The 22,202-nt window shown below is 41.3% G+C and carries 15 protein-coding genes; 6 read left to right on the top strand and 9 right to left on the bottom strand.

Annotation, left to right across the window (positions count from 1 at the left end; all coding sequences use genetic code 11):
• Positions 1 to 296: 296 nt before the first annotated feature.
• Positions 297 to 878: a Maf family protein gene (locus PMAL9190_RS10835; RefSeq protein ID WP_087845205.1), complete on the top strand. Its 582-nt coding sequence runs from the start codon at positions 297 to 299 to the stop codon at positions 876 to 878.
• A 78-nt stretch (positions 879 to 956) separates the two neighbouring features.
• Here PMAL9190_RS10835 and rluC read toward each other — a convergent pair whose 3' ends face one another.
• The gene (gene rluC, locus PMAL9190_RS10830; RefSeq protein WP_087845204.1) at positions 957 to 1,901 is read right to left on the bottom strand and encodes a 23S rRNA pseudouridine(955/2504/2580) synthase RluC; all 945 of its coding nucleotides are present in this window, start codon (positions 1,899 to 1,901) and stop codon (positions 957 to 959) included.
• A gap of 437 nt (positions 1,902 to 2,338) precedes the next feature.
• Here rluC and rne point away from each other — a divergent pair, with 437 nt between their 5' ends.
• The 4 genes from rne to PMAL9190_RS10810 all read left to right on the top strand — a co-directional run bounded on the left by rne (position 2,339) and on the right by PMAL9190_RS10810 (position 8,853).
• Positions 2,339 to 5,722, top strand: a complete 3,384-nt coding sequence (rne, locus tag PMAL9190_RS10825; protein ID WP_087845203.1) for a ribonuclease E — start codon at positions 2,339 to 2,341, stop codon at positions 5,720 to 5,722.
• Between the two features lie 244 nt (positions 5,723 to 5,966).
• Complete coding sequence (locus PMAL9190_RS10820; RefSeq protein WP_087845202.1) at positions 5,967 to 7,523, top strand: SulP family inorganic anion transporter; 1,557 nt, start codon at positions 5,967 to 5,969, stop codon at positions 7,521 to 7,523.
• 132 nt (positions 7,524 to 7,655) lie between these two features.
• Positions 7,656 to 8,261 (top strand): cob(I)yrinic acid a,c-diamide adenosyltransferase, encoded by a 606-nt coding sequence (gene cobO / locus PMAL9190_RS10815; RefSeq protein WP_087845201.1) that lies wholly within the window; start codon positions 7,656 to 7,658, stop codon positions 8,259 to 8,261.
• Between the two features lie 157 nt (positions 8,262 to 8,418).
• Positions 8,419 to 8,853 (top strand): phosphate-starvation-inducible protein PsiE, encoded by a 435-nt coding sequence (locus tag PMAL9190_RS10810; protein WP_065168210.1) that lies wholly within the window; start codon positions 8,419 to 8,421, stop codon positions 8,851 to 8,853.
• 81 nt (positions 8,854 to 8,934) lie between these two features.
• Here PMAL9190_RS10810 and PMAL9190_RS10805 read toward each other — a convergent pair whose 3' ends face one another.
• The 8 genes from PMAL9190_RS10805 to apbC form a co-directional block, all read right to left on the bottom strand.
• Positions 8,935 to 10,212, bottom strand: a complete 1,278-nt coding sequence (locus PMAL9190_RS10805; RefSeq protein ID WP_087845200.1) for a cytosine deaminase — start codon at positions 10,210 to 10,212, stop codon at positions 8,935 to 8,937.
• Positions 10,213 to 10,221: 9 nt separating this feature from the next.
• Positions 10,222 to 11,463 (bottom strand): cytosine permease, encoded by a 1,242-nt coding sequence (gene codB, locus PMAL9190_RS10800; protein WP_087845199.1) that lies wholly within the window; start codon positions 11,461 to 11,463, stop codon positions 10,222 to 10,224.
• 333 nt (positions 11,464 to 11,796) lie between these two features.
• Positions 11,797 to 13,119 (bottom strand): anaerobic C4-dicarboxylate transporter, encoded by a 1,323-nt coding sequence (locus PMAL9190_RS10795; protein WP_087845198.1) that lies wholly within the window; start codon positions 13,117 to 13,119, stop codon positions 11,797 to 11,799.
• Between the two features lie 425 nt (positions 13,120 to 13,544).
• The gene (gene yhjD, locus PMAL9190_RS10790) at positions 13,545 to 14,531 is read right to left on the bottom strand and encodes an inner membrane protein YhjD (RefSeq protein ID WP_087845197.1); all 987 of its coding nucleotides are present in this window, start codon (positions 14,529 to 14,531) and stop codon (positions 13,545 to 13,547) included.
• Between the two features lie 187 nt (positions 14,532 to 14,718).
• Positions 14,719 to 16,842, bottom strand: a complete 2,124-nt coding sequence (locus PMAL9190_RS10785; protein ID WP_087845196.1) for an AsmA family protein — start codon at positions 16,840 to 16,842, stop codon at positions 14,719 to 14,721.
• 207 nt (positions 16,843 to 17,049) lie between these two features.
• A complete protein-coding gene (gene dcd / locus PMAL9190_RS10780; protein ID WP_065168204.1) occupies positions 17,050 to 17,643 on the bottom strand; it encodes a dCTP deaminase in 594 nt (197 codons plus the stop codon).
• A gap of 184 nt (positions 17,644 to 17,827) precedes the next feature.
• Entirely contained in the window at positions 17,828 to 18,472 is a 645-nt protein-coding gene (gene udk, locus PMAL9190_RS10775; protein ID WP_065168203.1) for a uridine kinase, read from the bottom strand.
• A 149-nt stretch (positions 18,473 to 18,621) separates the two neighbouring features.
• Complete coding sequence (apbC, locus tag PMAL9190_RS10770) at positions 18,622 to 19,710, bottom strand: iron-sulfur cluster carrier protein ApbC (protein WP_087845195.1); 1,089 nt, start codon at positions 19,708 to 19,710, stop codon at positions 18,622 to 18,624.
• A gap of 259 nt (positions 19,711 to 19,969) precedes the next feature.
• Here apbC and metG point away from each other — a divergent pair, with 259 nt between their 5' ends.
• Complete coding sequence (gene metG, locus PMAL9190_RS10765) at positions 19,970 to 22,012, top strand: methionine--tRNA ligase (RefSeq protein WP_087845194.1); 2,043 nt, start codon at positions 19,970 to 19,972, stop codon at positions 22,010 to 22,012.
• Positions 22,013 to 22,202 lie beyond the last annotated feature (190 nt).

Raw genomic sequence — 22,202 nt, 5'->3', positions numbered from 1 at the left:
ATGAAAATTCATTCCCCTTCCTCATTAAAAAGTTTTTATTTCTCCGTCACTCAATCACTTGATGATTGCTGATAAAATAACAGGAGATCACTTAATCATCGTTTAAATGATAGCCAATAATGGGTCTATTTAAATTAATATCAATGATTGGCGCTTATAATACCATTGTGCTGTAACGATGACATCGTCTGTCTGCACCGAAACTCAAACAATCACAAAACTATGCTCACTAGCAATGCCGCTCGGTGATGGTTACACTCATAACCAGTTATTCATTTTAATTAAAGAAATAGCCTATGAACCAGTCACTTGTTCTTGCATCTACCTCTCCATTTCGTAAAAGCTTACTAGAAAAGCTCCAGCTACCTTTTACGACGGCGAATCCAAATGTAGATGAAGCGATATTAAAAAATGAGTCAGCCTCTGCGCTAGTGAAGCGCTTAGCACAAGCGAAAGCACAGGCTTGCGCATCAGATTACCCTAATCACCTTATTATAGGTTCAGACCAAGTCTGTGTCATTGATGATAAGATTTTAGGTAAACCTCATACAGAAGCCAATGCCTGTGCGCAGTTACGTGCAGCTAGCGGCAAGGTGGTTACTTTTTATACCGGGCTTTGCTTATATAATGCTCGCACAGAAACAACTCAAGTTGTTTGTGAACTGTTTCATGTCCATTTTCGAACCCTAACTGAAAATGAAATTGCGCATTATGTCTCTAAAGAGCAGCCTCTTTATTGTGCGGGTAGTTTTAAAAGTGAAGGCTTAGGCATTGCCTTATTTGATAGGTTAGAAGGACGAGATCCTAATACACTCGTTGGCTTACCACTTATTGCGCTGCGAGAAATGCTCGCCAATGAACAGATTGCCGTTTTGTAACAATAAAAAAGGCGAACTAATGTTCGCCGTTTTTATTTGTTCTATCCCGTTTTAAAATGCACTGACACATTGAAACGGTTAAAATGTGCGTAACTTAGCCAAACAGCGTTCTAACACCGGCTCCATTGGCGCACTAATATCCATTAACTCATCCGTATTTGGATGGGTAAATCTAATATTTGCAGCGTGCAGGAATAATCGTCCTAAGCCTGCTTTTTTCGTGTAAGCATCAAAACGTGGATCGCCATAACGATCATCCCAAGCTATAGGATGGCCTTCATATTGGCAATGAACACGAATCTGGTGAGTACGACCGGTCACAGGACTCGCTTGCACTAAAGTAGCCTGTGCAAAACGCTCAAGCACTTTAAAACGTGTATCAGAAGCCTTACCTTGTGGGTTAACACGCACAATGCTGTTGACTTCATTTTTCAATAACGGTGCAGTGACTCGCTTACAGTTTGCCTTCCATTCCCCCATCACTAAGGCAAAATAATATTTCTGAACCGTTTTTTCTCTAAATTGTTCTTGCAGTTTACGTAACGCAGAACGCTTCTTTGCAACTAACAAGATGCCCGATGTATCACGGTCAATACGATGTACTAACTCAAGATATCGCGCATCAGGACGTAATGCACGTAACGCTTCAATCGCACCAAACTTCAAACCACTGCCGCCATGAACAGCAGTGCCTGATGGCTTATTTAAAATCAATACATGATCATCTTCATAAATAATGCATGATTCAAGTTCAGCCACTTTATTAAGCTTAGTACTGATCGGTGCTTGCTCATCTTTCTCTGGAACAAAAACCGGCGGGACACGTACGAGATCACCATCCTGCAATTTATATTCAGGTTTAATACGTTTTTTGTTTACTCGCACCTCGCCTTTACGCAAAATACGGTAAATCATACTTTTTGGTACATTTTTAAGCCTAGCACGGAGAAAATTATCGATCCGTTGGCCAGCAAAATCATCGCTAATATCGATGAATTGCACTTTAGGTTTATCTTCTGTCATAAGTTTGATTGTACCATGCAAATAAAGCAGATTGCCGCAAAAAAGTGAGCCTGCTATGATTGCATTCTAGAATAAGTTTTATTGCTTATTTTACTGACAAGGTGAGCATACTCTCATCATTTCGGCTATTTTATATACAACTCAGGTGATAAACGCAGCACGTGGCGTAAGACGTTATGGTTACCGGAGTTTTTTTTAGCCCGTCAGATTACAGATTTTTTTGATGTAACAGATACAACCACACCTCGATGTGGTGATACCAGCTGTGTATTTCAGATCTAACCATCTCGACACAGTTGGCTAATACGTGTGGCCATAGAGCACTCCTGCATTCCAACCGTGAGGTTGCACCCGTACATCAGACTTGGAGTCAGGCACCATCAAAAATTTGATGTGATTAGCGGCGCTAATACAACAACAATAATGAGTACAATATAATGAAAAGAATGTTGATTAACGCGACTCAAAAGGAAGAGTTGCGCGTCGCATTAGTTGATGGCCAAAAGCTATTTGATCTTGATATCGAAAGCCCAGGTCACGAATCTAAAAAAGCAAATATCTACAAAGGCCGCATCACTCGTATCGAACCAAGCCTGGAAGCTGCGTTCGTTGATTACGGTGCAGAACGCCATGGCTTCCTCCCATTAAAAGAAGTTGCTAAAGATTACTTCCCGTCAAACTATTCTTACCAAGGTCGTCCTAACATTAAGGAAGTCTTGAAAGAAGGCCAAGAAGTTATCGTTCAAGTTGATAAAGAAGAGCGTGGCAACAAAGGTGCCGCACTAACAACCTTTATTTCATTAGCAGGTAGCTACCTTGTACTAATGCCTAATAACCCTCGTGCTGGCGGTATTTCTCGTCGTATCGAAGGTGAAGAGCGTACACAACTTAAAGCTGCATTAAGCACATTAGAATTGCCTCACGGTATGGGTCTAATTGTGCGTACTGCTGGTGTTGGTAAATCAGGTGAAGAACTTGAGTGGGATTTAAATGTGCTACTTAATCACTGGAGTGCAGTGAAAGAAGCCGCTGAATCTCAAGCTGCTCCATTTTTGATTCACCAAGAAAGTAATGTTATTGCACGTGCTATTCGTGATTATCTTCGTCGTGATATCGGTGAGATTCTTATCGATAGCCCACAAGTATTTGATCGCGCACGTGACCATATCAAGCTAATTCGCCCAGACTTCCTATCGCGTATTAAGCGTTATGAAGGCGAAGTACCGCTATTTAGCCACTACCAAATTGAAAGCCAAATTGACTCTGCGTTCCAGCGTGAAGTTCGTTTACCTTCAGGTGGCTCTGTTGTTATTGATCCAACCGAAGCACTGACTTCTATTGATATCAACTCAGCGCGTGCAACAAAAGGTGGTGATATTGAAGAAACAGCACTACAAACTAACTTAGAAGCAGCAGATGAAATTGCACGTCAATTACGTCTTCGCGATCTTGGTGGTCTAGTCGTTATTGATTTCATCGATATGACGCCTGTTCGTCACCAACGTGAAGTAGAAAACCGTTTACGTGAAGCGGTTCGTGTTGACCGTGCTCGCGTACAAATTGGACGCATATCTCGCTTTGGTTTGCTTGAAATGTCTCGTCAACGTTTAAGCCCTTCTTTAGCAGAAGCAAGCCATCATGTCTGTCCTCGTTGTACAGGTACAGGTGTTGTGCGTGATAATGAATCATTGTCACTTTCAATTTTACGTTTAATCGAAGAAGAAGCATTAAAAGATAACAGTTCACAAGTGGTTGCTATTGTACCTGTGCCTGTTGCCTCTTACTTACTCAACGAAAAACGCCCTGCTGTACAGCACATTGAAAAGTACCATAATGTTCGTGTTGTTATTGTGCCAAATGCTGACATGGAAACGCCACACTTTGAAGTGTTACGTATTCGTGAGGGTGAAGAGCAAGATACACTTTCGTACCACCTTCCTAGTACTATTGAAGCACTAAAAGAAGCTGACACGACTGAGTCACCACAACAAGAGCGTACAGCTAAAAAGCGTGAAGAACCCGTTCTACACGGTTTTGCAGCACCAAAACAACCTGCTCCAGTGGCTGCGGCATCAGAAGTACAAGCTGTTGCTAAACCACAAGCGATTATTGCTCAAGCGCCAAGTATCTTTAGCCGTATTTTTGCTGCTATTTCATCTTTCTTCAATAACAAAACTGAACAACCAGTTGCTGTTAAGCAAGAACCTGAAGCACCAGTAAAAGAGCAAACTAACACCAATAATCGTCGTAACAACAATAACCGTCGTCCTGATAATCGTCGTAATGACCGCCAAGGTAATCGCGATAACTCTCGCCGTAATAACAACCACGAGAGTGCTCAAGACAACAACGCTGAACAGCAAGAACGCAATAACGAGCAGCGTCAGCCTCGTCGTCGCAATGATCGTAATGAGCGCACGGACAAAAACCGTCAATCTCAAGAACGTCCAGCGAAACAACAACGTCAACCTCGTTCTGAAGAAGCGAAAGAGCAGCAACGCCAATCTCGTAAAGAAGAGATTCAAGCGCAGAAGCAACAACGCCAACAATCAGAAGAAGTAAAAGCGAAAACAAATAACACTGTTGAAGCTGAAGAGAAAAACGTTAAAGCAAAACAACGTCGTCAACGTCGTCAGTTACAGAAAAAAATCCGTATCACTGATAACAACCTAGAAACGACTGTTGCAGAGCAAGCTGTTGTTGAAACAAATGCTATTACAGCACTTACGACACCATCGCCATTAATGAAGATGGGTACAACGATCGCGAAAGAAGCTCAATCAACAACGCAAAATCAGCCTGTGGTTGATGAGCAAGCTGAAAACAATGAGCAAGATAACAACCAACGTCGTAACCGTCGTTCACCACGCCACTTACGAGCAAGCGGTCAACGCCGTCGTCGTATTCGTGATACGCGTGTTGAAAAGCAAGATTATGAGCAGCACGAAGATCCAAGCTGCTACAATGTTGCCGACGCGGTTGAGCATGCTGTTGTTGAAGCAACAGATACTATTAGCGATATGGTAAATGTTGTCTCGATTGTTGAGAAACCAAAAGCACCACGTCCAACATCAGGTGTAGCAACACCAGAAATGGCAATGGGCAAAGTATGGTCTCGCATTAAACCAACAATTGAAGTGCCAGTAGCAGAACCAGACGTTGTTACTGAACAAGCACATCAGCCAGCAATCGCTCAAGCATTACCAGAGGTTGTATCACAGCCTACTTTAGGTGGTGTTGCGATGCCTGAACTTGCAATGGGTAAAGCTTTCCCATTACGTGCAGCAGCTGTAGTTGAAACACCTGTGGTTGAAGCGCCTGTTGTTGAAGCACCTGTGGTTGAAACACCAGTAGTTGAAGCGCCAGTAGTTGAAGCACCTGTGGTTGAAACACCAGTAGTTGAAGCGCCAGTAGTTGAAACGCCAGTAGTTGAAGCACCTGTGGTTGAAGCACCAGTAGTTGAAGCGCCTGTGGTTGAAACACCAGTAGTTGAAACACCTGTAGTTGAAGCACCTGTGGTTGAAGCGCCAGTGGTTGAAGCACCTGTTGTTGAAGCACCTGTGGTTGAAGCACCTGTTGCGAATACAGCATCAGCACCAATGACTAAAATTGTCACTGAAGCGATGCCAGTAACAGCAACCTCTCCACGTGGTTTCCATGCCGTAGCTGCAATGACTAAAGCACCAGCACCAACTGAAACAGTGACAAACGTAAAAGTTGAAGCAGCACCATTACGTGCAGCAACAGCCACACGTTCTGCTGGTAGCCAAACTGCAACTAATACAGCAACAGCACCAATGACTAAGCCATCTTTTGACTAAGTTATTTTAAACTGCTAATAAAAAGCCATGCACCTGCATGGCTTTTTTATTACTCTTTTTTGAGTCAAAAATAGCCATAATTTTTAACAATTTGATTGCTTAATGTCATTCTTATGTCTTTAAGGCACATTTTTACTGCATCTAACCGCTTAAGTTGATGCTGTGTGAATCTTTCGGTAACATTCTGTTAATCAATATTTTTTAATTCTCCATTCATTTTAGCGAAGAGAAGAACGCCTAATATATGTCTGAATTTCCTCAAGTTTCACAACAATCAGTCAAAAATGACATCTTGTCTGGATTAACTGTAGCGCTTGCTCTAGTCCCAGAAGCTGTTGCTTTTGCCTTTGTCGCAGGTGTCGACCCAATGGTTGGTCTATACGCTGCCTTTATTGTCGGGTTAATTACGGCCATCTTTGGCGGACGTCCTGGCATGATCTCGGGCGCAACAGGGGCAATGGCCGTCGTAATGGTCAGCCTTGTCGCTCAACACGGCATTCAATATCTATTTGCCGCAGTAATGTTGGCGGGTATTTTTCAAATTCTGGCGGGTATATTCCGCCTCGGTAAATTTATTCGCATGGTCCCACATCCGGTAATGATCGGTTTTGTTAACGGCTTAGCGATTGTTATTTTCTTGGCTCAGCTTGGTCAATTTAAAGTACCATCATTGACTGGCGGCCTTGAATGGATGCACGGTACTCAGCTTTACATCATGCTGGGATTAGTGCTGTTAACCATGGCTATCATCTACATTTTACCAAAGCTCACTAAAGCGGTACCCTCTTCGTTAGTTGCCATTTTAACCGTCACAGCACTGGTACATGTATTAGGTCTTGATTCACGTACAGTGGTTGATTTTGTGCGTACCATGAGCGGTGATGCAAATGCAACTCTTGCAGGATCACTACCAACATTTGCACTACCGAATGTAGGTTTTAATCTTGAAACGCTTAAGATTATTTTGCCTTACTCACTGATCCTTGCTGCGGTTGGTTTAATAGAATCATTACTAACACTGACCGTTATAGATGAAATGACCAATACACGTGGCCATGGTAATCGTGAATGTGTGGGTCAAGGTATGGCTAACATCACCTGTTCAGTGTTTGGTGCTATGGGTGGCTGTGCGATGATTGGCCAATCAATGATCAACATTAACTCTGGTGGCCGTGGTCGCTTGTCAGGTATTACAGCTGCTATTGGCTTATTAGTGTTTATTCTATTTGGCTCGTCATTCATTGAGATGATTCCATTAGCAGCACTGGTTGGTGTAATGTTCATGGTTGTTATCGGCACCTTTGAATGGGCAAGTTTACGTATGATCCGTAAAGTGCCTAAGCATGACTTTTTCACCATTATTCTTGTTACCTGTGTAACTGTGGCTGCCGATCTTGCTGTGGCTGTGTTTGTGGGAGTTATTTACTCAGCATTAGTCTTTGCATGGAATCACGCTAAACAAATTTATGCGACGTCTCACACAGATAACGACGGTGCTAAAGTTTACCAAATTAATGGCCCACTATTCTTTGGCTCTGTCTCCCATTTCTTAGAATTATTTGATGCGAGTAATGATCCAAATACTGTGATTATTGATTTTGCTCACTCTCGTGTTGCCGATCACTCAGCCATAGAAGCAATTGATACGCTCGCTGAACGTTATGCAAGCCGTAATAAAACTCTGCATATTCGCCACCTAAGTCCTGAATGTCGCCGACTATTGCAAAAAGCAGGTAATCTGGTCGAAGTGAATATGCTTGAAGATCCAACTTATAAAGTTGCTACTGACGTTCTAGGTTAAGCTATCAACTAGCTTACTTAAAATAAGCCCATAGCATAAAAAAGCCCGCGCAGTCCTATGACTACACGGGCTTTCGTTTATAATCACTGGTACGCTATATTATTTATACGACAATGCTTTAGAGAGGAAATTATGGTTGATAAAACCACCAAGGATGATCGCCATCAAGCTCGTCAACAACGGCTTAAACAGCAGGTTGATAATAAAATCAATGCCGCCCAGCAAGAACGAGGGCTGGTAGTGGTTATTACGGGTAATGGTAAAGGTAAATCAACCTCAGGTTTTGGTATGATCGCCCGCGCAATCGGCCACGGACAACAATGTGGAGTAGGACAATTTATTAAAGGCACCTGGGATTGTGGTGAGCGGAACCTACTGCAACAACATGGTGTGACTTTCTCAGTGATGGCGACAGGCTTTACATGGGAAACTCAAAATAAAACCGCAGATACACTCGCAGCACAAACAACTTGGGCTGATTGCAAAGCAATGTTAGCCGATGAAAAACTTGATGTGGTATTACTTGATGAACTCACCTACATGGTGACTTATGATTACATTGATTTAGCTGAGATCATCGCAGCGATTAATGCACGACCACCACAACAAACCGTTATCATTACTGGCCGCGCTGCTCATCGCCAATTTATTGAAATTGCAGACACTGTTTCTGAAGTACGTAATGTAAAACATGCTTTTGAACAAGGTATAAAAGCTCGCAAAGGTATTGATTGGTGATCAACCACCACCAACCGTGTTTAAATAAAACACAATTCGAACAATAAGCACACATATAGTTAAATTTAACAAAATTTCACTATTAGAATAAGCATTATCTCTTACAATAAAGAGCATGCTTGATAAAAATATAAACAGCGCTAACGCTGGAGAAAATATGCCTTCCCATTTACCTCGCTCATTTAGTAAACCTTTTCTAAAGGTGTTCCATATTTTAGAAGCGATACTATTAACCGCGATTACTTTAGCCACTGTTGTCGCAATGGTGAATGAATTTATTCATGTGTTCGTTAACCGTAATATTCAGTTAACTGACATTTTATTGATGTTCATTTATCTCGAAATTTTGGCAATGGTGCAGCAATTTGTTGCCCACGGTAAGATTCCGGTGCGGTATCCGCTCTATATCGCCATAATGGCTATTGCCCGTTATATTACTCTCGGTATGAAAGAGCTTGATGGCTCCTTTATTATTTGGCTGTCACTAGCAGCATTTATTCTTGCTGCGGCAACGGTATTGATCCGTATTGGTCACCACTACTGGCCTTATGAAGAGCCACAAGAGCCGGGTAAAAAGCAAGCTGATGATTAATCATCAATTTTAAATACCATCACTTACGATCAAAAAGGGCGAATCGCATGATTCGCCCTTAACGTTATAACTTAATAATCATTAACGTTTAAATGAGACTTGCTCTATTTCATTTAAATGAATTTCAGTTATCGCGGGTTGAGTAACGGCTATCACCTTGCCATGACGAATCGAGTAGCGCACTGGCACTTGACGACGCACAGCATCAAAACCATTTTCAGCCGGTAAAATTAATAAGCTGCCTGGCTTGCCTTGCTCAATACCATAACGATGTTGAATATTCAGTGTTCGTGCTGAGTTGTTGCTGATTAAGTCTAGTGACTGGTTAATTTGATCATAGCCCATCACTTGGCACACGTGTAACCCCATATGGAGAACTTGCAGCATGTTTGCTGTTCCTAATGGATACCAAGGATCAAACACATCATCGTGACCAAAACACACATTAATATTAGCTGCTAGCATTTCTTTAACGCGAGTTACACCACGACGCTTAGGATAATCATCAAAACGCCCTTGCAGATGAATATTAACCAGCGGGTTGGCAACAAAGTTAATCCCTGACATTTTTAATAAACGGAATAAACGTGAAGCATAAGCGCCATTATAGGATCCCATTGCTGTGGTATGGCTTGCTGTAACCTTCTCGCCCATGTCATATTTATGTGCTAATGCTGCCACTGTTTCAACAAAGCGCGATTGTTCATCGTCAATCTCATCACAGTGAACATCAATCAAACAATCATATTTACGTGCTAATTCAAACACATAATGTAGTGACTCAACACCATACTCACGGGTAAATTCAAAATGAGGAATAGCCCCAATAACATCAGCGCCCAACTGTACTGCTTGCTCTAATAATTGCTTACCATTTGGGTATGACAAAATACCCTCTTGCGGAAAGGCAACAATTTGAATATCAACCCATTGCTTCATTTCTTCGCGAACTTCAACCATGGCTTTCAATGCCACCAAGGTTGGATCTGAGACATCAACATGGGTACGAACATGTTGTACGCCGTTCGCTATTTGCCATTTTAGGGTTTGTTTTGCACGTGATTTTACATCTTCAATCGATAATGTTTGCTTACGCTCAGCCCAGCGTTCAATGCCTTCAAATAAGGTACCTGAAATATTCCAACTTGGCTCACCTGCGGTTTGAGTGGTATCTAAGTGAATATGAGGCTCACAAAAAGGCGCAACGGCTAATCCACCTTCTGCATCAAGGATCTCACCATGGTAATCAAAATCAACGTCATTATTGTCAATACGTTTAAATTGGCCATTCTCAATCAGCATCTGCTTTAAGCCTGATTGACCTTGAAGAGTGGCATTTTTAATCAATAAAGTTGTCATGATATGTCCTTACGCTGGCTGAACGTCAGCGACGCGCTTTTTATTAAAAATAGGATTAAGAATTAAATAACTCACAGCACCACCTAAAACGGCATTCACTGGCACAACTCCTGGTAAATAATGTCCACAAGCCACACCGACAGCAACCGCCATAATGCCTGCCCAATTGACGTTTTTAAATTCAGCCGTTGCAAAATCTTTATAACGGCTACGATTTGCCATAAAGTCCGCAATAATGACGCCACCAATAGGTGGAATAGCTAACGAAAGAAAGGTTAACCAACCGACGAAGTTATTGTATAACCACAAAGCAAACAGCGTTCCAATAACACCATTAACCATCGAAATGTACTTACTTGGTAAGCCGGTAATATTAGAAAAACCTAAACCGGAAGCATAGAGCGCGTTGTCGTTAGTGGTCCAAATATTTAACCCCAATACAATAATTGCTGGAATCAATAGCCCTTGTGCGATCATCACTTCTGAAATATCCGCCTCGCCTGTTGCCGCTGCCCCCGCTGCACCAAAAATAAACATCAGCGAATTACCAATGAAAAATGCCACCATCGTCACTAGCACAGCACTAGCCGGCTTTTTACCAAAGCGAACAAAGTCAGCCGTTAAGGTTCCGGCACTCACAAAAGAGCCGACAACCATTGCTACCGCAACAGAGAAATCGATACTCACTTCAGGCTTTACTGCTTTAATGACACTCATGCCACCAATGCTCTCAATTGCATCAAAAACAGAGTATCCACCTAATAAAGCAATCGCAGGCACTGCAACTGCTGATAAAATCATTAACGCTGACATGCCAAAATAGACCGTCACTGTCATCAATAACCCCGATACCACGATTAATATATTGGTATCAATACCAGTTGCTTTATGGACTGGAATAGCAAACATCGCTACGCCAACACCAAACCAGCCCACTTGTGTCCCCCCCAGCAATGCCGAAGGTAACCAAGAGCCTTTAACGCCAAAAGAGAAACGAGCAAGAAGATGTGTTGAAAGACCGGTTGAAGCACCGATGTAACCAAGAAAAGAAGTATAAATACCAAGAATAAGATTGCCGATAATTACAGCAACAAAGAAGTCATCAAAAGAAAGTCCAATACCTAATGCTCCACCAGTCCACATACTGGCAGAAAAAAACGTTAATCCAAGCATCACCATGGTTAATGATACTACGCTTTTTCTGGCCGTCATTGGCACAGGACCAAGACTATAATTATTATCTGCCGCCATTTTTACCACCACAATCTAATACAAACATTAAAATTAAGCTCGATGCCATGGATAAACGGCGCGTATTATGAGTGTAAAAAAAAGATAGTCAACGGCATTAATTAAAAGCAAACGTTAATATTTAACTTTAATAAAAATAAACGATAAATAACAATAGCTTAAATAAATAATAAAACAGAAAACATAACATCTTGAAACAAATTAAAGCAACAATATGCCACCAATAGAGCATTACAGTAAGGTTATCAATCAAAGTATTAATTAAATTACATTTAGTCTGTTCAACTAAAAAAAGGCACTCAAAGTGCCTTTTTATTATCAATCAGTAATCAGTTAGATAATTATTTGAGCAAGCACGTAACCGATACAACAAGCAGAAACGACACCGATTAAACCCGGCATCATAAAGCTATGGTTAAAATACCACTTACCAATTTTAGTCGTACCTGTTACATCAAAGTTGACGGTAGCAATATCTGAAGGATAATTAGGAATGAAAAAGTAGCCGTATGTCGCAGGCATTAAACCAATTAACAACGCTGGGCTTAATCCCATCGCCAAACCAACAGGTAACATCATTCGTGCCGTTGCTGCTTGTGAGTTAACCACCACAGACACGGTGAATAACGCTAATGCAAACGTCCACGGATAGCCTTGTACCATTTCGGTAATGCCGGATTTAAACGATGGCATCGCATATTGGAAATACGTATCACTCATCCAAGCAATACCAAAAATAGCAATTGCCGCTACCATACCCGATTTAAACACCACCCCTTCAGGCACTTTCTGCACATTCGTACGGGTCACTAACAAAATTAAGCCACCAAAGCCCAGCATCATCATTTGAATAATTAATGACATCGAAATTGGCTTGGCATCACCAATAGTGCGAATTTCTGGCACCATTGCCACAATAACAATCGAGACTAACGCTACTACGAATAACATCACAGCGTGCATTGCAGAACGTGGCAATTGCTCATTTAATGAGGTTTTAGTGGTATGAAGAATTTGATCACGCCAAACGGGATCTTGCAAACGACGTTGATATTCAGGATCATCAGCCAGCTCTTTACCACGACGTAAGCTATATAATGATAACAACAAGGTTCCGCCTAACGTTGCCGGAATGGTCACCATTAAAATAGATAATAAATGAATAGACTCATTAAGACCTGATAATTGCGCGAGGTAGTACACCACCGCAGCAGAAATAGGACTTGCAGTGATCGCCAGTTGCGAGGCGACCGATGAAGCAGCCATTGGTCGCTCTGGACGGATACCATTTTTAAGTGCAACATCGCCAATGATAGGCATAATTGAATATACTGCGTGACCGGTTCCTAACATAAAAGTCATCACGTAAGTCACTAGTGGACCAACGATAGTAACGCGTTTCGGATTACTACGTAATATACGCTCAGCCACTTGCAGCATGTATTTGAGGCCACCAGCCGCTTCTAAAATCGAGGCACAGGTTACAACCGCAAGAATGATCAGCATCACAGTGATCGGTGGTGAGGTTGGCGGCATACGGAAGATAAATACTTCCACCAACAGCCCTAATCCTGAAACAACGCCTAATCCAATACCACCAAAACGGCTACCGGCATACAATACCAATAACAGGAATAAAAATTCCAAATACAACATGACTTATCTCCCTATATACCACCGGTATTCTGGTTTCCAAAATACCTATCATAGGAAGTAAAATGCCTGTTAGCTCACTAAGTCATATTGATAAATATCAAGTCACTTAATAGCAATAATCGTCTTGTATCACTACTGAGAAGCCACTCAAAAAACCGCCCCCACAATAAAACAACTTAGCCACCTAACAACACCACTCAAGCAACATAACAAAAACAAATAAACAACCAACTTAAACTTATTGGTTGCAATATCATCATAACGTTGACTTACAATACATCACAAATAAACACCAAATTGCATTGCTACTGCTTTTATCTAGCCCGTTATTATAACGTAATTGATACAAATAAAGACCACGAAAAAAGGATAGCTCACTGGCTATCCTTCAAAAGTTTTAGAGTTTAATCGCACTAATTTAAGCGTTATTTATCGGTATCTATGTCTGTATCGTCATCAGCAGCAACGACACCATAACCGGGACGGTTTTCTTTTGCCGTGGCTATCCATGCTGCACAAAATAACGTTAATCGAGCGAAGAAATAGAAGAAAGCCATTAAACCTATAATAGAGCCAAATGCCGCCCCCGACGGTGAGCTGGCTAATTTAGGCAATAGGAATGTCATCGCAAATTTAATCGCTTCAAAACCAACCGCGGCTAATAAAGTGCCTTGCATTAATGTTTTACGATTAAAGCGACGTCGAGGCAACATCCAAAATATCCATAGAAACATCAGATAGTTGGCCAAAATTGAAATCGTTAATGCTATAGATGTTAATACCGGGCGCAACCAAGTAATACCGCCTAACCCTAATGCATCAACAATCGTCGCTTGAGCGGAACCTGCAACAGAGGTTAACACTACTGTAAAAATCAATGCCGCGACTAACCCAGTTAAGCCAATCAGATCTTTACAATATTGCAGTAAAATATGTTCTTTATCTTCGGGTTTACGCTCCCAAACATCACGAGTTTGAGCACGAACGGCTTCACGCAAGTTACCCATCCAACTGATACCGGAATAAAAGGCAATGGCTAGACCACTTAAACCTACTGTTGTACGCTGGCTAATCGCTGTTTGTACCATTTGTTTAAGAGTATTAGCCAAGTTTGGATCTGTAACACCTGCAACAATTTTATCAATAATATTGGTCAGCAATGTTTGGTTTGACGCTAAGATAAAACCCGCAGCAGCAAATAACACCATCAAAATGGGTATTAATGATAAAAATGAAAAATAGGTAATTGCTGCACCAAACTGACTGCCCAAACGATCATTAAATCGATCAGCAGCGCGTATAAAATGGTCTATCGGCGGTAATGCTTTGATTGTATTACCCACCACAATTAATCCCGCTATTACTTTGGAGATTATCGTTGGTTTTTCAGTCGTTGTGGTTTTGTTAGTCATAATTTTAATGATGTGTTATGAAAATACTCAACAATATTAACAATGGATGAAAATCAACCCATTGATAATAACAAATCGCTAAACGGCAGCGATTTGGTTGATAACAGAGTTAAAAATAAAAGGTTTGCCGATAACAGCAAACCTTTTTATCATACTTTATGTGAGTGATACCACTACAGACTCAAGGTTAATTAAATAGCCCTTTCAATAATTTATCTGCAGCATGTTTAATGTTGTCATCTTTGGCTTTATCACCAAACAGTTTTTCTAAGCCACGGTTGATCTCTTTCTTAGCTTTACTCTCTAATACCGCATTATTTTTAAATAAGTCTTTAATATTCAATCGATATTTAGGTTGCTGCCAATCACCACCAACATGGATAGGTACACTAATACCTTTAATTTCATCGAGACCTTTACCACTAGCAACGACCTTAGTATTAATCATCAGATCAATACCTTCATCAACCAGATTCGTTTTACCTTGACCATTAATCGCCAATAAAGGTGACGTTAACTGGAAATTATCCGTTGATGCAATGCCATTACCTAAGCGTAAGGTTGTGGTTAACGCTGAGAAATCTGTCTTCTTAGTGGTATCAGTGCCCGTATCGGCTTGGCCTTTTAGTTTAGCCTTTGCATTACGAAGTAGATCAGAAATATTAACCCCATATACCGTGCCATCAGCAATGTTGACTTTCACAGAGCCTGCGATATTGTGACGAATATTCGCTTCAGATAAACCACGCCCACTCAGATCTGCAGTAATGTTTGCCTTACCAGCCAATTGTTGATTATTCGCTACCGCTTTTAATAACGGTAAAATAGCCACATTGGTAATGGTATTTTTTAGATGATAGCTTGGCAAGGCACTGTTTACATCAACAGATGCACTACCGGTGATCTTACCGTCATATAAGTTCGCTTCAAAACGATTAATCGTTGCTACACCTTTTTTAATCGACGTAACGACTTTGACATTCTCAACCGCAGCATTGGCTATTTTTAATTGCTTGATAGCAATCATACCCGCAACATTAATGTTTTTCAGTGCACTAAGATCAGGTTCAAGCGTTGCTGGTTGATGAGCGACTGCAACAGTTGCACTATCCCCCACTTCAGCGGCCGATTCTGCAGTATCTGTCGTGGTTTTTTTAGCTGGCAACCAACTATCAACATCAATATTATCACTTGATAATGCAAAACGAACATCAGGAATAGCCGCAGCTAAATATGAACCTGAACCCGCAACCTTAGTTCCATCAGCATTAATATCTATCTTGCTCACTAACGCTAATTTTTGGTTAATATCATAAGTAGCATCACTATTAACCACCACATTCATGGTTGAACGCGGTAAGGCACTCCCCGCTAAATCATTGGTCACTTTTAGTCCTTGCAGCGTGACTATATTATGATCTGGCGACAGTTTTACTTTAGCACTACCGTGAGTATCAAAGCTTAAATTAGGCACTTGGCCGTTAACGGCAAACGTAACATTAGACCATTGTCCGATCGTAAACTTATCTAATCCTAATTGCGCATGTTTAATTTCAGTCTTACCGTCATTCATGCTCATTTGAGCAGTCAATGCTTTTAGTTCAACATTGTCATAATTAGCGGCGAGATTGAGTTCTGTACTACCTTTGGCAGTAAAAGACAATGCATTCACTTTACCTTGAATATCAAAAGTAGCTTTAGTCCATGTTTGTGGCGCAAAACTGCCAAGAGTAAAATTAACATGGTTAAGTTGTGCTACCGTCTTAGTTTGGTCATTACGAATTTCTGCGCTCGCATCAACCAACTCGATACCTGCAACGGCCACTTTCCAGTGCGAGGTCTTAGCACTTTGCTGATTATCTACTCCAACTTCATCTGTTGCTGCTTGCTCTGTGGCTGCAGTGTCTGCGGCGTTTTTCTTGTTAGTTAACCCCTCAAGGTTAGTCACACCATTTTTTAAGGTTTGAACAAAGACATGTGCCCCTTCTAAACGCATATCACCAATATCAAGTTGTTGTGACAGCAAAGGTAAAACAGAGACAGATAAATCTGCTTGCTTAAATTGGACTAAATTAGGCTGTGCAAATCCGGTTGGGTTTCGAAATGCCGTTTCACCAACACTTAAACCCAGTGTCGGGAAAAAACGCCAACTAATATCGCCTTTAATAACCAAATCGCGCCCTGTCATCTTTTTAACTTGTTCAGTTAACAATGGCTTAAACTGATTAGGGTTAACAAAGGTGACCAGTGCACCAATGCCAATTACGACTAATAAAATCAGCCCGAGTAGAATATAAAGTATTTTTTTCATTGTGCCCTCGGCTATGCATATAACGCCACAATGAATCGGTCGTTATGCAAAAATAATTTGTTGAAGATTAACCTTAAAAATCAATGTTATTAAGACCATTAACTCCAAGATTAGTTCACCATAAGCGTAATAGCTAAACAAAAGGCAACCCGAAGGCTGCCTTTAATAATGTGTACGCGAGAATACACCTATTAGCGATTAAAAAGATTAACTTTGCTTGTCATCTTCATTAATACGACTGGCTACTGCACCTTGCTGATTTTTATATTTGGCATCAGTACGCTTATTATACGGTTTTTCTGCTGAGCCAGATAAAGTCTCAAAGCTTAACGCACCAATTGGCATATGTGGGCGCAGTGCTAAAGGTAAACGACCTGAATTATAAAACTCAAGCACAATGCGTCCAGACCAGCCAGGATCAATACGGTGAGCCGTCACATGCACCATTAAGCCTAAACGTGCTAATGATGAACGTCCATCAAGCCAACCAACGATATTATCAGGTAGTGTTACTGACTCATGGGTAACCGCTAATGCTAATTGACCCGGATGAAGAAAAAAGGCTTCATTTTCCGCAACCACAATCTCATCACTCATGACTTTATCAAGTTGAGCGGCAACATCTTCTTTTTTACCTGATAGATCAATAAACGGTGCACCATGATCATTAAAGACGCGGAAATTATTACCAAGACTAACATCAATCGTTAGACCACTAATACAATCATCAGCTGGTCGTGGTTCAATGCTGATTTTTCCTTCATCAAGGTAAGCCCTGATATCTCTATCGCACAGTCTCATTTAAGCTCTCTCCTGCGTAATACGCACTCTATCCTATCAGTGCTCTGCACATGTGAGTGATATAATAAAACCCATCAATAATGGTTAATTTTAATGATGGGTTAGCAACGGTTAACGGGGTATTCCCACAACATAACCATAAAAATAAGGCTGACATATTGTCAGCCTTATTCATTTTAAATTATTACGAACGCAGCAATTTAGCGATATGTGCTTTTAACACATCGATTGCGATACGGTTCTTACCACCACGCGGAACGATAATATCCGCATATTGCTTTGATGGCTCAATAAACTGCATAAACATTGGACGTACCGTTTTTTGGTACTGCACCAACACTGACTCCATAGTACGGCCACGTTCTGCAACATCACGTTGTAAACGACGCAGTAAACAGATATCAAGTGGCGTATCCATAAATACGCTAGCATGCATAATGTCACGTAGGCGAGGATCCGTTAACAATAGAATGCCTTCTAAAATGATCACTTTTTTCGGTGTCATTGTCGTGCTTTCTTGTAAACGAGTATGCTCACTGTAGCTATATTGTGGTACTTCTACTGCTTCACCTTTCATTAACTGCTCAAGGTGATCACACAATAAATTATGATCAAGCGCATTAGGATGGTCGTAGTTAGTTTTAACACGATCTTCCATTGTTAAGTGGCTTTGATCGTTATAGTAACAATCTTCCGTGATTACACCGATCTGATGATCGCCGACTTTTGCTTTTAACTCTTTATAAACTGTGCTGGCAATCAGACTTTTACCGGAAGCAGAAGCGCCTGCAATACCGATAATAACGCATTGGTGTGAAGTTTCAGACATATCAGAAAGTACCTATTAGACCACGTAGCAAGGCGAATATGGATAAATTAAACCCTCTGATTATAAGCAGTTGCTATGTCAGATACCAGTAAAAATGAGACATCTGACATATCTGATTATAATCTCAGCGAATTTTGTTGAATCAACAACTACATTGTACGAATAGTAATCTGCTCAGCCACTGCCTCACCCTGCCAATATAATCGGCTAGCAATATTTGCAGCTAACATAACGTATGCAGCAGCCTGTTCTGATTCAGGTGATGAAATCACCGTTGGCGTACCATTATCAATATCCTCACGAATTTTGATATCTAATGGCAATTGGGCCAATAATGGTACCGCATAATCTTGCGCCATTTTTGCCGCACCACCAGTACCAAAAATATGCTCTTGATGACCACAATGACTACAAATGTGGTAACTCATATTCTCAACAATACCTAGCACAGGCACATCAACCTTATTGAACATGCTGATACCTTTAATTGCATCGGCTAAAGCGAGATCTTGTGGTGTCGTCACCACTATCGCCCCCGTTACGGGAATTTGCTGCGACAAGGTTAATTGAATATCACCAGTACCTGGTGGCATATCAATCACTAAATAATCCAGATCAGGCCACCAGGTTTCGGTGATAATTTGCGCAAGTGCTTTTGAGGCCATTGGCCCACGCCAAATAGTGGCACTTTCAGCAGGCACTAAATAACCGACAGAGTTGGTATATAAACCATGTGCTTCAATCGGTGCCATCATTTTGCCATCAGGCGATTGTGGTTTTTGATCGATTGTGCCTAACATCATCGGCACTGACGGGCCATAAATATCAGCGTCTAATAGGCCAACTTTGGCTCCTTGCTGCTGTAACCCCAAGGCAAGGTTAACTGAAGTGGTTGATTTACCCACACCGCCTTTAGCTGAACTCACAACAATTATATTTTTAACACCACGAAGAGGCTGTTTATCGACAACCGCAAGTGGTGCTACTCGACAACGGACATCAAAATTTAAGCCACTATTGACGATGCCTTGCTGCTGTTGCTGTGCAATCCACTGCTGCAACTGCTGAGCTAATTCGTTGGCTGCAAATGGGATTGTGATGATGATAACGCCCGCAGCCGAAACTGAAACAAAGTGAGGGACATCAGCCCATTCCGCACTAAGCAGTGGGTGTTCAAACTGATTCAGCCATTGGCTTATATCACCAACACTGTCGAAATGATTTGTCGTTGTTGCCATAAATTAGCGCTCCACATAAATGTAATAGCTTATTTAGCAACATCTACGTCACAGTATTAGTATACAAAACAACCAGTAACGTTGATGCTGCCGGGTAATATTTACCTCTTTTGCTTAATGCTACCACCAAAGTGTCCTTCTCGCCCGATTTCCCCTGATCAAAAACAGATAAAACCGTATCGATGCTAGTCAATATGCTGTCCATCAGGTAGTATTTGCAGCTATGTTTTTTTACCCATCATGAGCGAAAGAAGTAATTATGGCTGCTAATCCAAGAAAAATTCTGGTGACCTGCGCCCTGCCGTACGCTAACGGTTCTATCCACTTAGGTCACATGCTAGAACATGTTCAAGCGGATATTTGGGTGCGCTATCAGCGTCTGCGTGGCAATGAAGTTCATTTTATCTGTGCAGATGACGCACACGGTACGCCAATCATGCTTAAGGCCCAGCAGATGGGTGTGGAACCTGAGCAAATGATTGCAGAAGTAAGCAAAGAGCACCAAGCTGACTTCGCTGGTTTCGATATTGACTTTAGTAATTACCACAGCACACATTCACCTGAAAACCGTGAACTTGCTTCTTTTGTTTACACGCAGTTAAAAGACAACGGTTTTATTACTAGCCGTACTATTTCTCAGTTATTTGATCCTGAGAAAGAAATGTTCTTACCTGATCGCTTTGTAAAAGGTACCTGCCCTAAGTGTAAAGCAGAAGACCAATACGGCGATAACTGTGACAACTGTGGTGAAACTTACAGCCCGACAGATCTGATTAATCCAAAATCAGCAGTTTCTGGTGCAACACCTGTCATGAAAGATTCTGAGCACTTCTTCTTTGATTTGCCACAGTTTGAAGACATGCTAAAAGCGTGGACTAAATCTGGCGCACTTCAAGATGAAACGGCTAACAAGATGCAAGAGTGGTTCGAGTCTGGCCTACAACAGTGGGATATTTCTCGTGATGCTCCTTACTTCGGTTTTGAGATCCCAGGCGAACCTGGCAAATACTTCTACGTATGGCTAGATGCACCAATCGGCTACATGGGTTCATTTAAGAACCTGTGTGATAAGCGCGATGATCTTGATTTTGACGAGTTCTGGAACAAAGACAGCTCAACAGAGCTTTACCACTTTATCGGTAAAGACATTGTTTACTTCCACAGCCTATTCTGGCCAGCCATGCTAGATGGCGCTGGTTTCCGTAAGCCAAATAACGTTTTCGTACACGGTTACGTAACGGTAAATGGCGCGAAAATGTCGAAGTCAAAAGGCACATTCATTAAGGCAGGTACTTACTTAAACCACCTTGATCCTGAATGCCTACGTTACTACTACGCGGCTAAACTAAACAACCGCATTGATGATCTAGACCTTAATCTTGAAGATTTCACTCAACGTGTAAACAGCGATGTTGTGAACAAGATTGTTAACCTAGCATCACGTAACGCAGGCTTTATTGCTAAGCGCTTTGACGGCATGTTATCTGAGAAGTTTGCCGAGCCTGAACTTTACGCAGAATTTGTTGCTGCAGCAGCACGCATTGGCGATCTTTATGAAAGCCGTGAATACAGCCGCGCTATTCGCGAAATTACGGCATTGGCTGATAAAGCTAACCAGTATGTTGATGAAAAAGCACCTTGGGTTGTTGCGAAACAAGAAGGTAAAGATCAAGAACTACAGGAAATCTGTACTGTTGGTATTAACCTATTCCGCGTGTTAATGGCTTACCTAAAACCAGTAATGCCAAAACTTGCAGAGCGTACTGAAGGCTTCTTAAACGAAACGTTAACTTGGGAAGGTATTGAAACACCGTTAACAAACCATGAAGTAACAAAGTTCAAGGCATTGTTTAACCGTATCGATCCTGCGCACGTTACTGCAATGGTTGAAGCATCAAAAGCAGAAGCTGCCGCTGATAAAGCTGCACTTGAAGCCGCTCAACCTGCTAGCCCATTAACAGCTGAGCCAATTGAAGCTGAAATCGAATTTGATGATTTTGCTAAAGTTGATATGCGTATCGCTAAAATTGTGGCTTGTGAAGCAGTGCCAAAAGCAGACAAACTACTAAAATTCCAATTGGATATCGGTGGTGAAATGCGTCAAGTATTCTCTGGTATTAAGTCAGCTTACACACCAGAAGAACTTGTTGGTAAATTAACGGTAATGGTTGCTAACCTCAAACCACGTAAAATGAAATTTGGTATGTCAGAAGGTATGATCCTTGCTGCGGGCCCTGGTGGTAAAGATCTCTGGATCCTTGAACCGCATGAAGGTGCTCAACCAGGTATGCGTGTAATGTAATTTACACCACATTTTAATTTGAAATACCGATAACCTTGTTATCGGTATTTTTTTGTCTTTTTTTTATATATCTTCGCAACAATACATCAAATTAAATCAATTTATTAAACCTTGTTAATGAATTGTTGAATATTGATCTAGCTCCGCTGCTAATTCAAATTTTACATCTAAATCTTCATCTCATATTCAG

The organism is Photobacterium malacitanum, assembly GCF_900185615.1.
GTDB lineage: Bacteria > Pseudomonadota > Gammaproteobacteria > Enterobacterales > Vibrionaceae > Photobacterium > Photobacterium malacitanum.
This window is presented reverse-complemented; position numbering and strand designations above follow the sequence as displayed.

Coding starts and splice junctions, on each gene's coding strand:
- PMAL9190_RS10820 (WP_087845202.1), top strand. CDS start 5,967: ATGTCTGAATTTCCTCAAGTTTCACAACAATCAGTCAAAAATGACATC.
- apbC (WP_087845195.1), bottom strand. CDS start 19,710: ATGGCAACAACGACAAATCATTTCGACAGTGTTGGTGATATAAGCCAA.
- PMAL9190_RS10835 (WP_087845205.1), top strand. CDS start 297: ATGAACCAGTCACTTGTTCTTGCATCTACCTCTCCATTTCGTAAAAGC.
- PMAL9190_RS10805 (WP_087845200.1), bottom strand. CDS start 10,212: ATGACAACTTTATTGATTAAAAATGCCACTCTTCAAGGTCAATCAGGC.
- PMAL9190_RS10810 (WP_065168210.1), top strand. CDS start 8,419: ATGCCTTCCCATTTACCTCGCTCATTTAGTAAACCTTTTCTAAAGGTG.
- dcd (WP_065168204.1), bottom strand. CDS start 17,643: ATGAGACTGTGCGATAGAGATATCAGGGCTTACCTTGATGAAGGAAAA.
- PMAL9190_RS10785 (WP_087845196.1), bottom strand. CDS start 16,842: ATGAAAAAAATACTTTATATTCTACTCGGGCTGATTTTATTAGTCGTA.
- udk (WP_065168203.1), bottom strand. CDS start 18,472: ATGTCTGAAACTTCACACCAATGCGTTATTATCGGTATTGCAGGCGCT.
- metG (WP_087845194.1), top strand. CDS start 19,970: ATGGCTGCTAATCCAAGAAAAATTCTGGTGACCTGCGCCCTGCCGTAC.
- PMAL9190_RS10795 (WP_087845198.1), bottom strand. CDS start 13,119: ATGTTGTATTTGGAATTTTTATTCCTGTTATTGGTATTGTATGCCGGT.
- rne (WP_087845203.1), top strand. CDS start 2,339: ATGAAAAGAATGTTGATTAACGCGACTCAAAAGGAAGAGTTGCGCGTC.
- cobO (WP_087845201.1), top strand. CDS start 7,656: ATGGTTGATAAAACCACCAAGGATGATCGCCATCAAGCTCGTCAACAA.
- yhjD (WP_087845197.1), bottom strand. CDS start 14,531: ATGACTAACAAAACCACAACGACTGAAAAACCAACGATAATCTCCAAA.
- rluC (WP_087845204.1), bottom strand. CDS start 1,901: ATGACAGAAGATAAACCTAAAGTGCAATTCATCGATATTAGCGATGAT.
- codB (WP_087845199.1), bottom strand. CDS start 11,463: ATGGCGGCAGATAATAATTATAGTCTTGGTCCTGTGCCAATGACGGCC.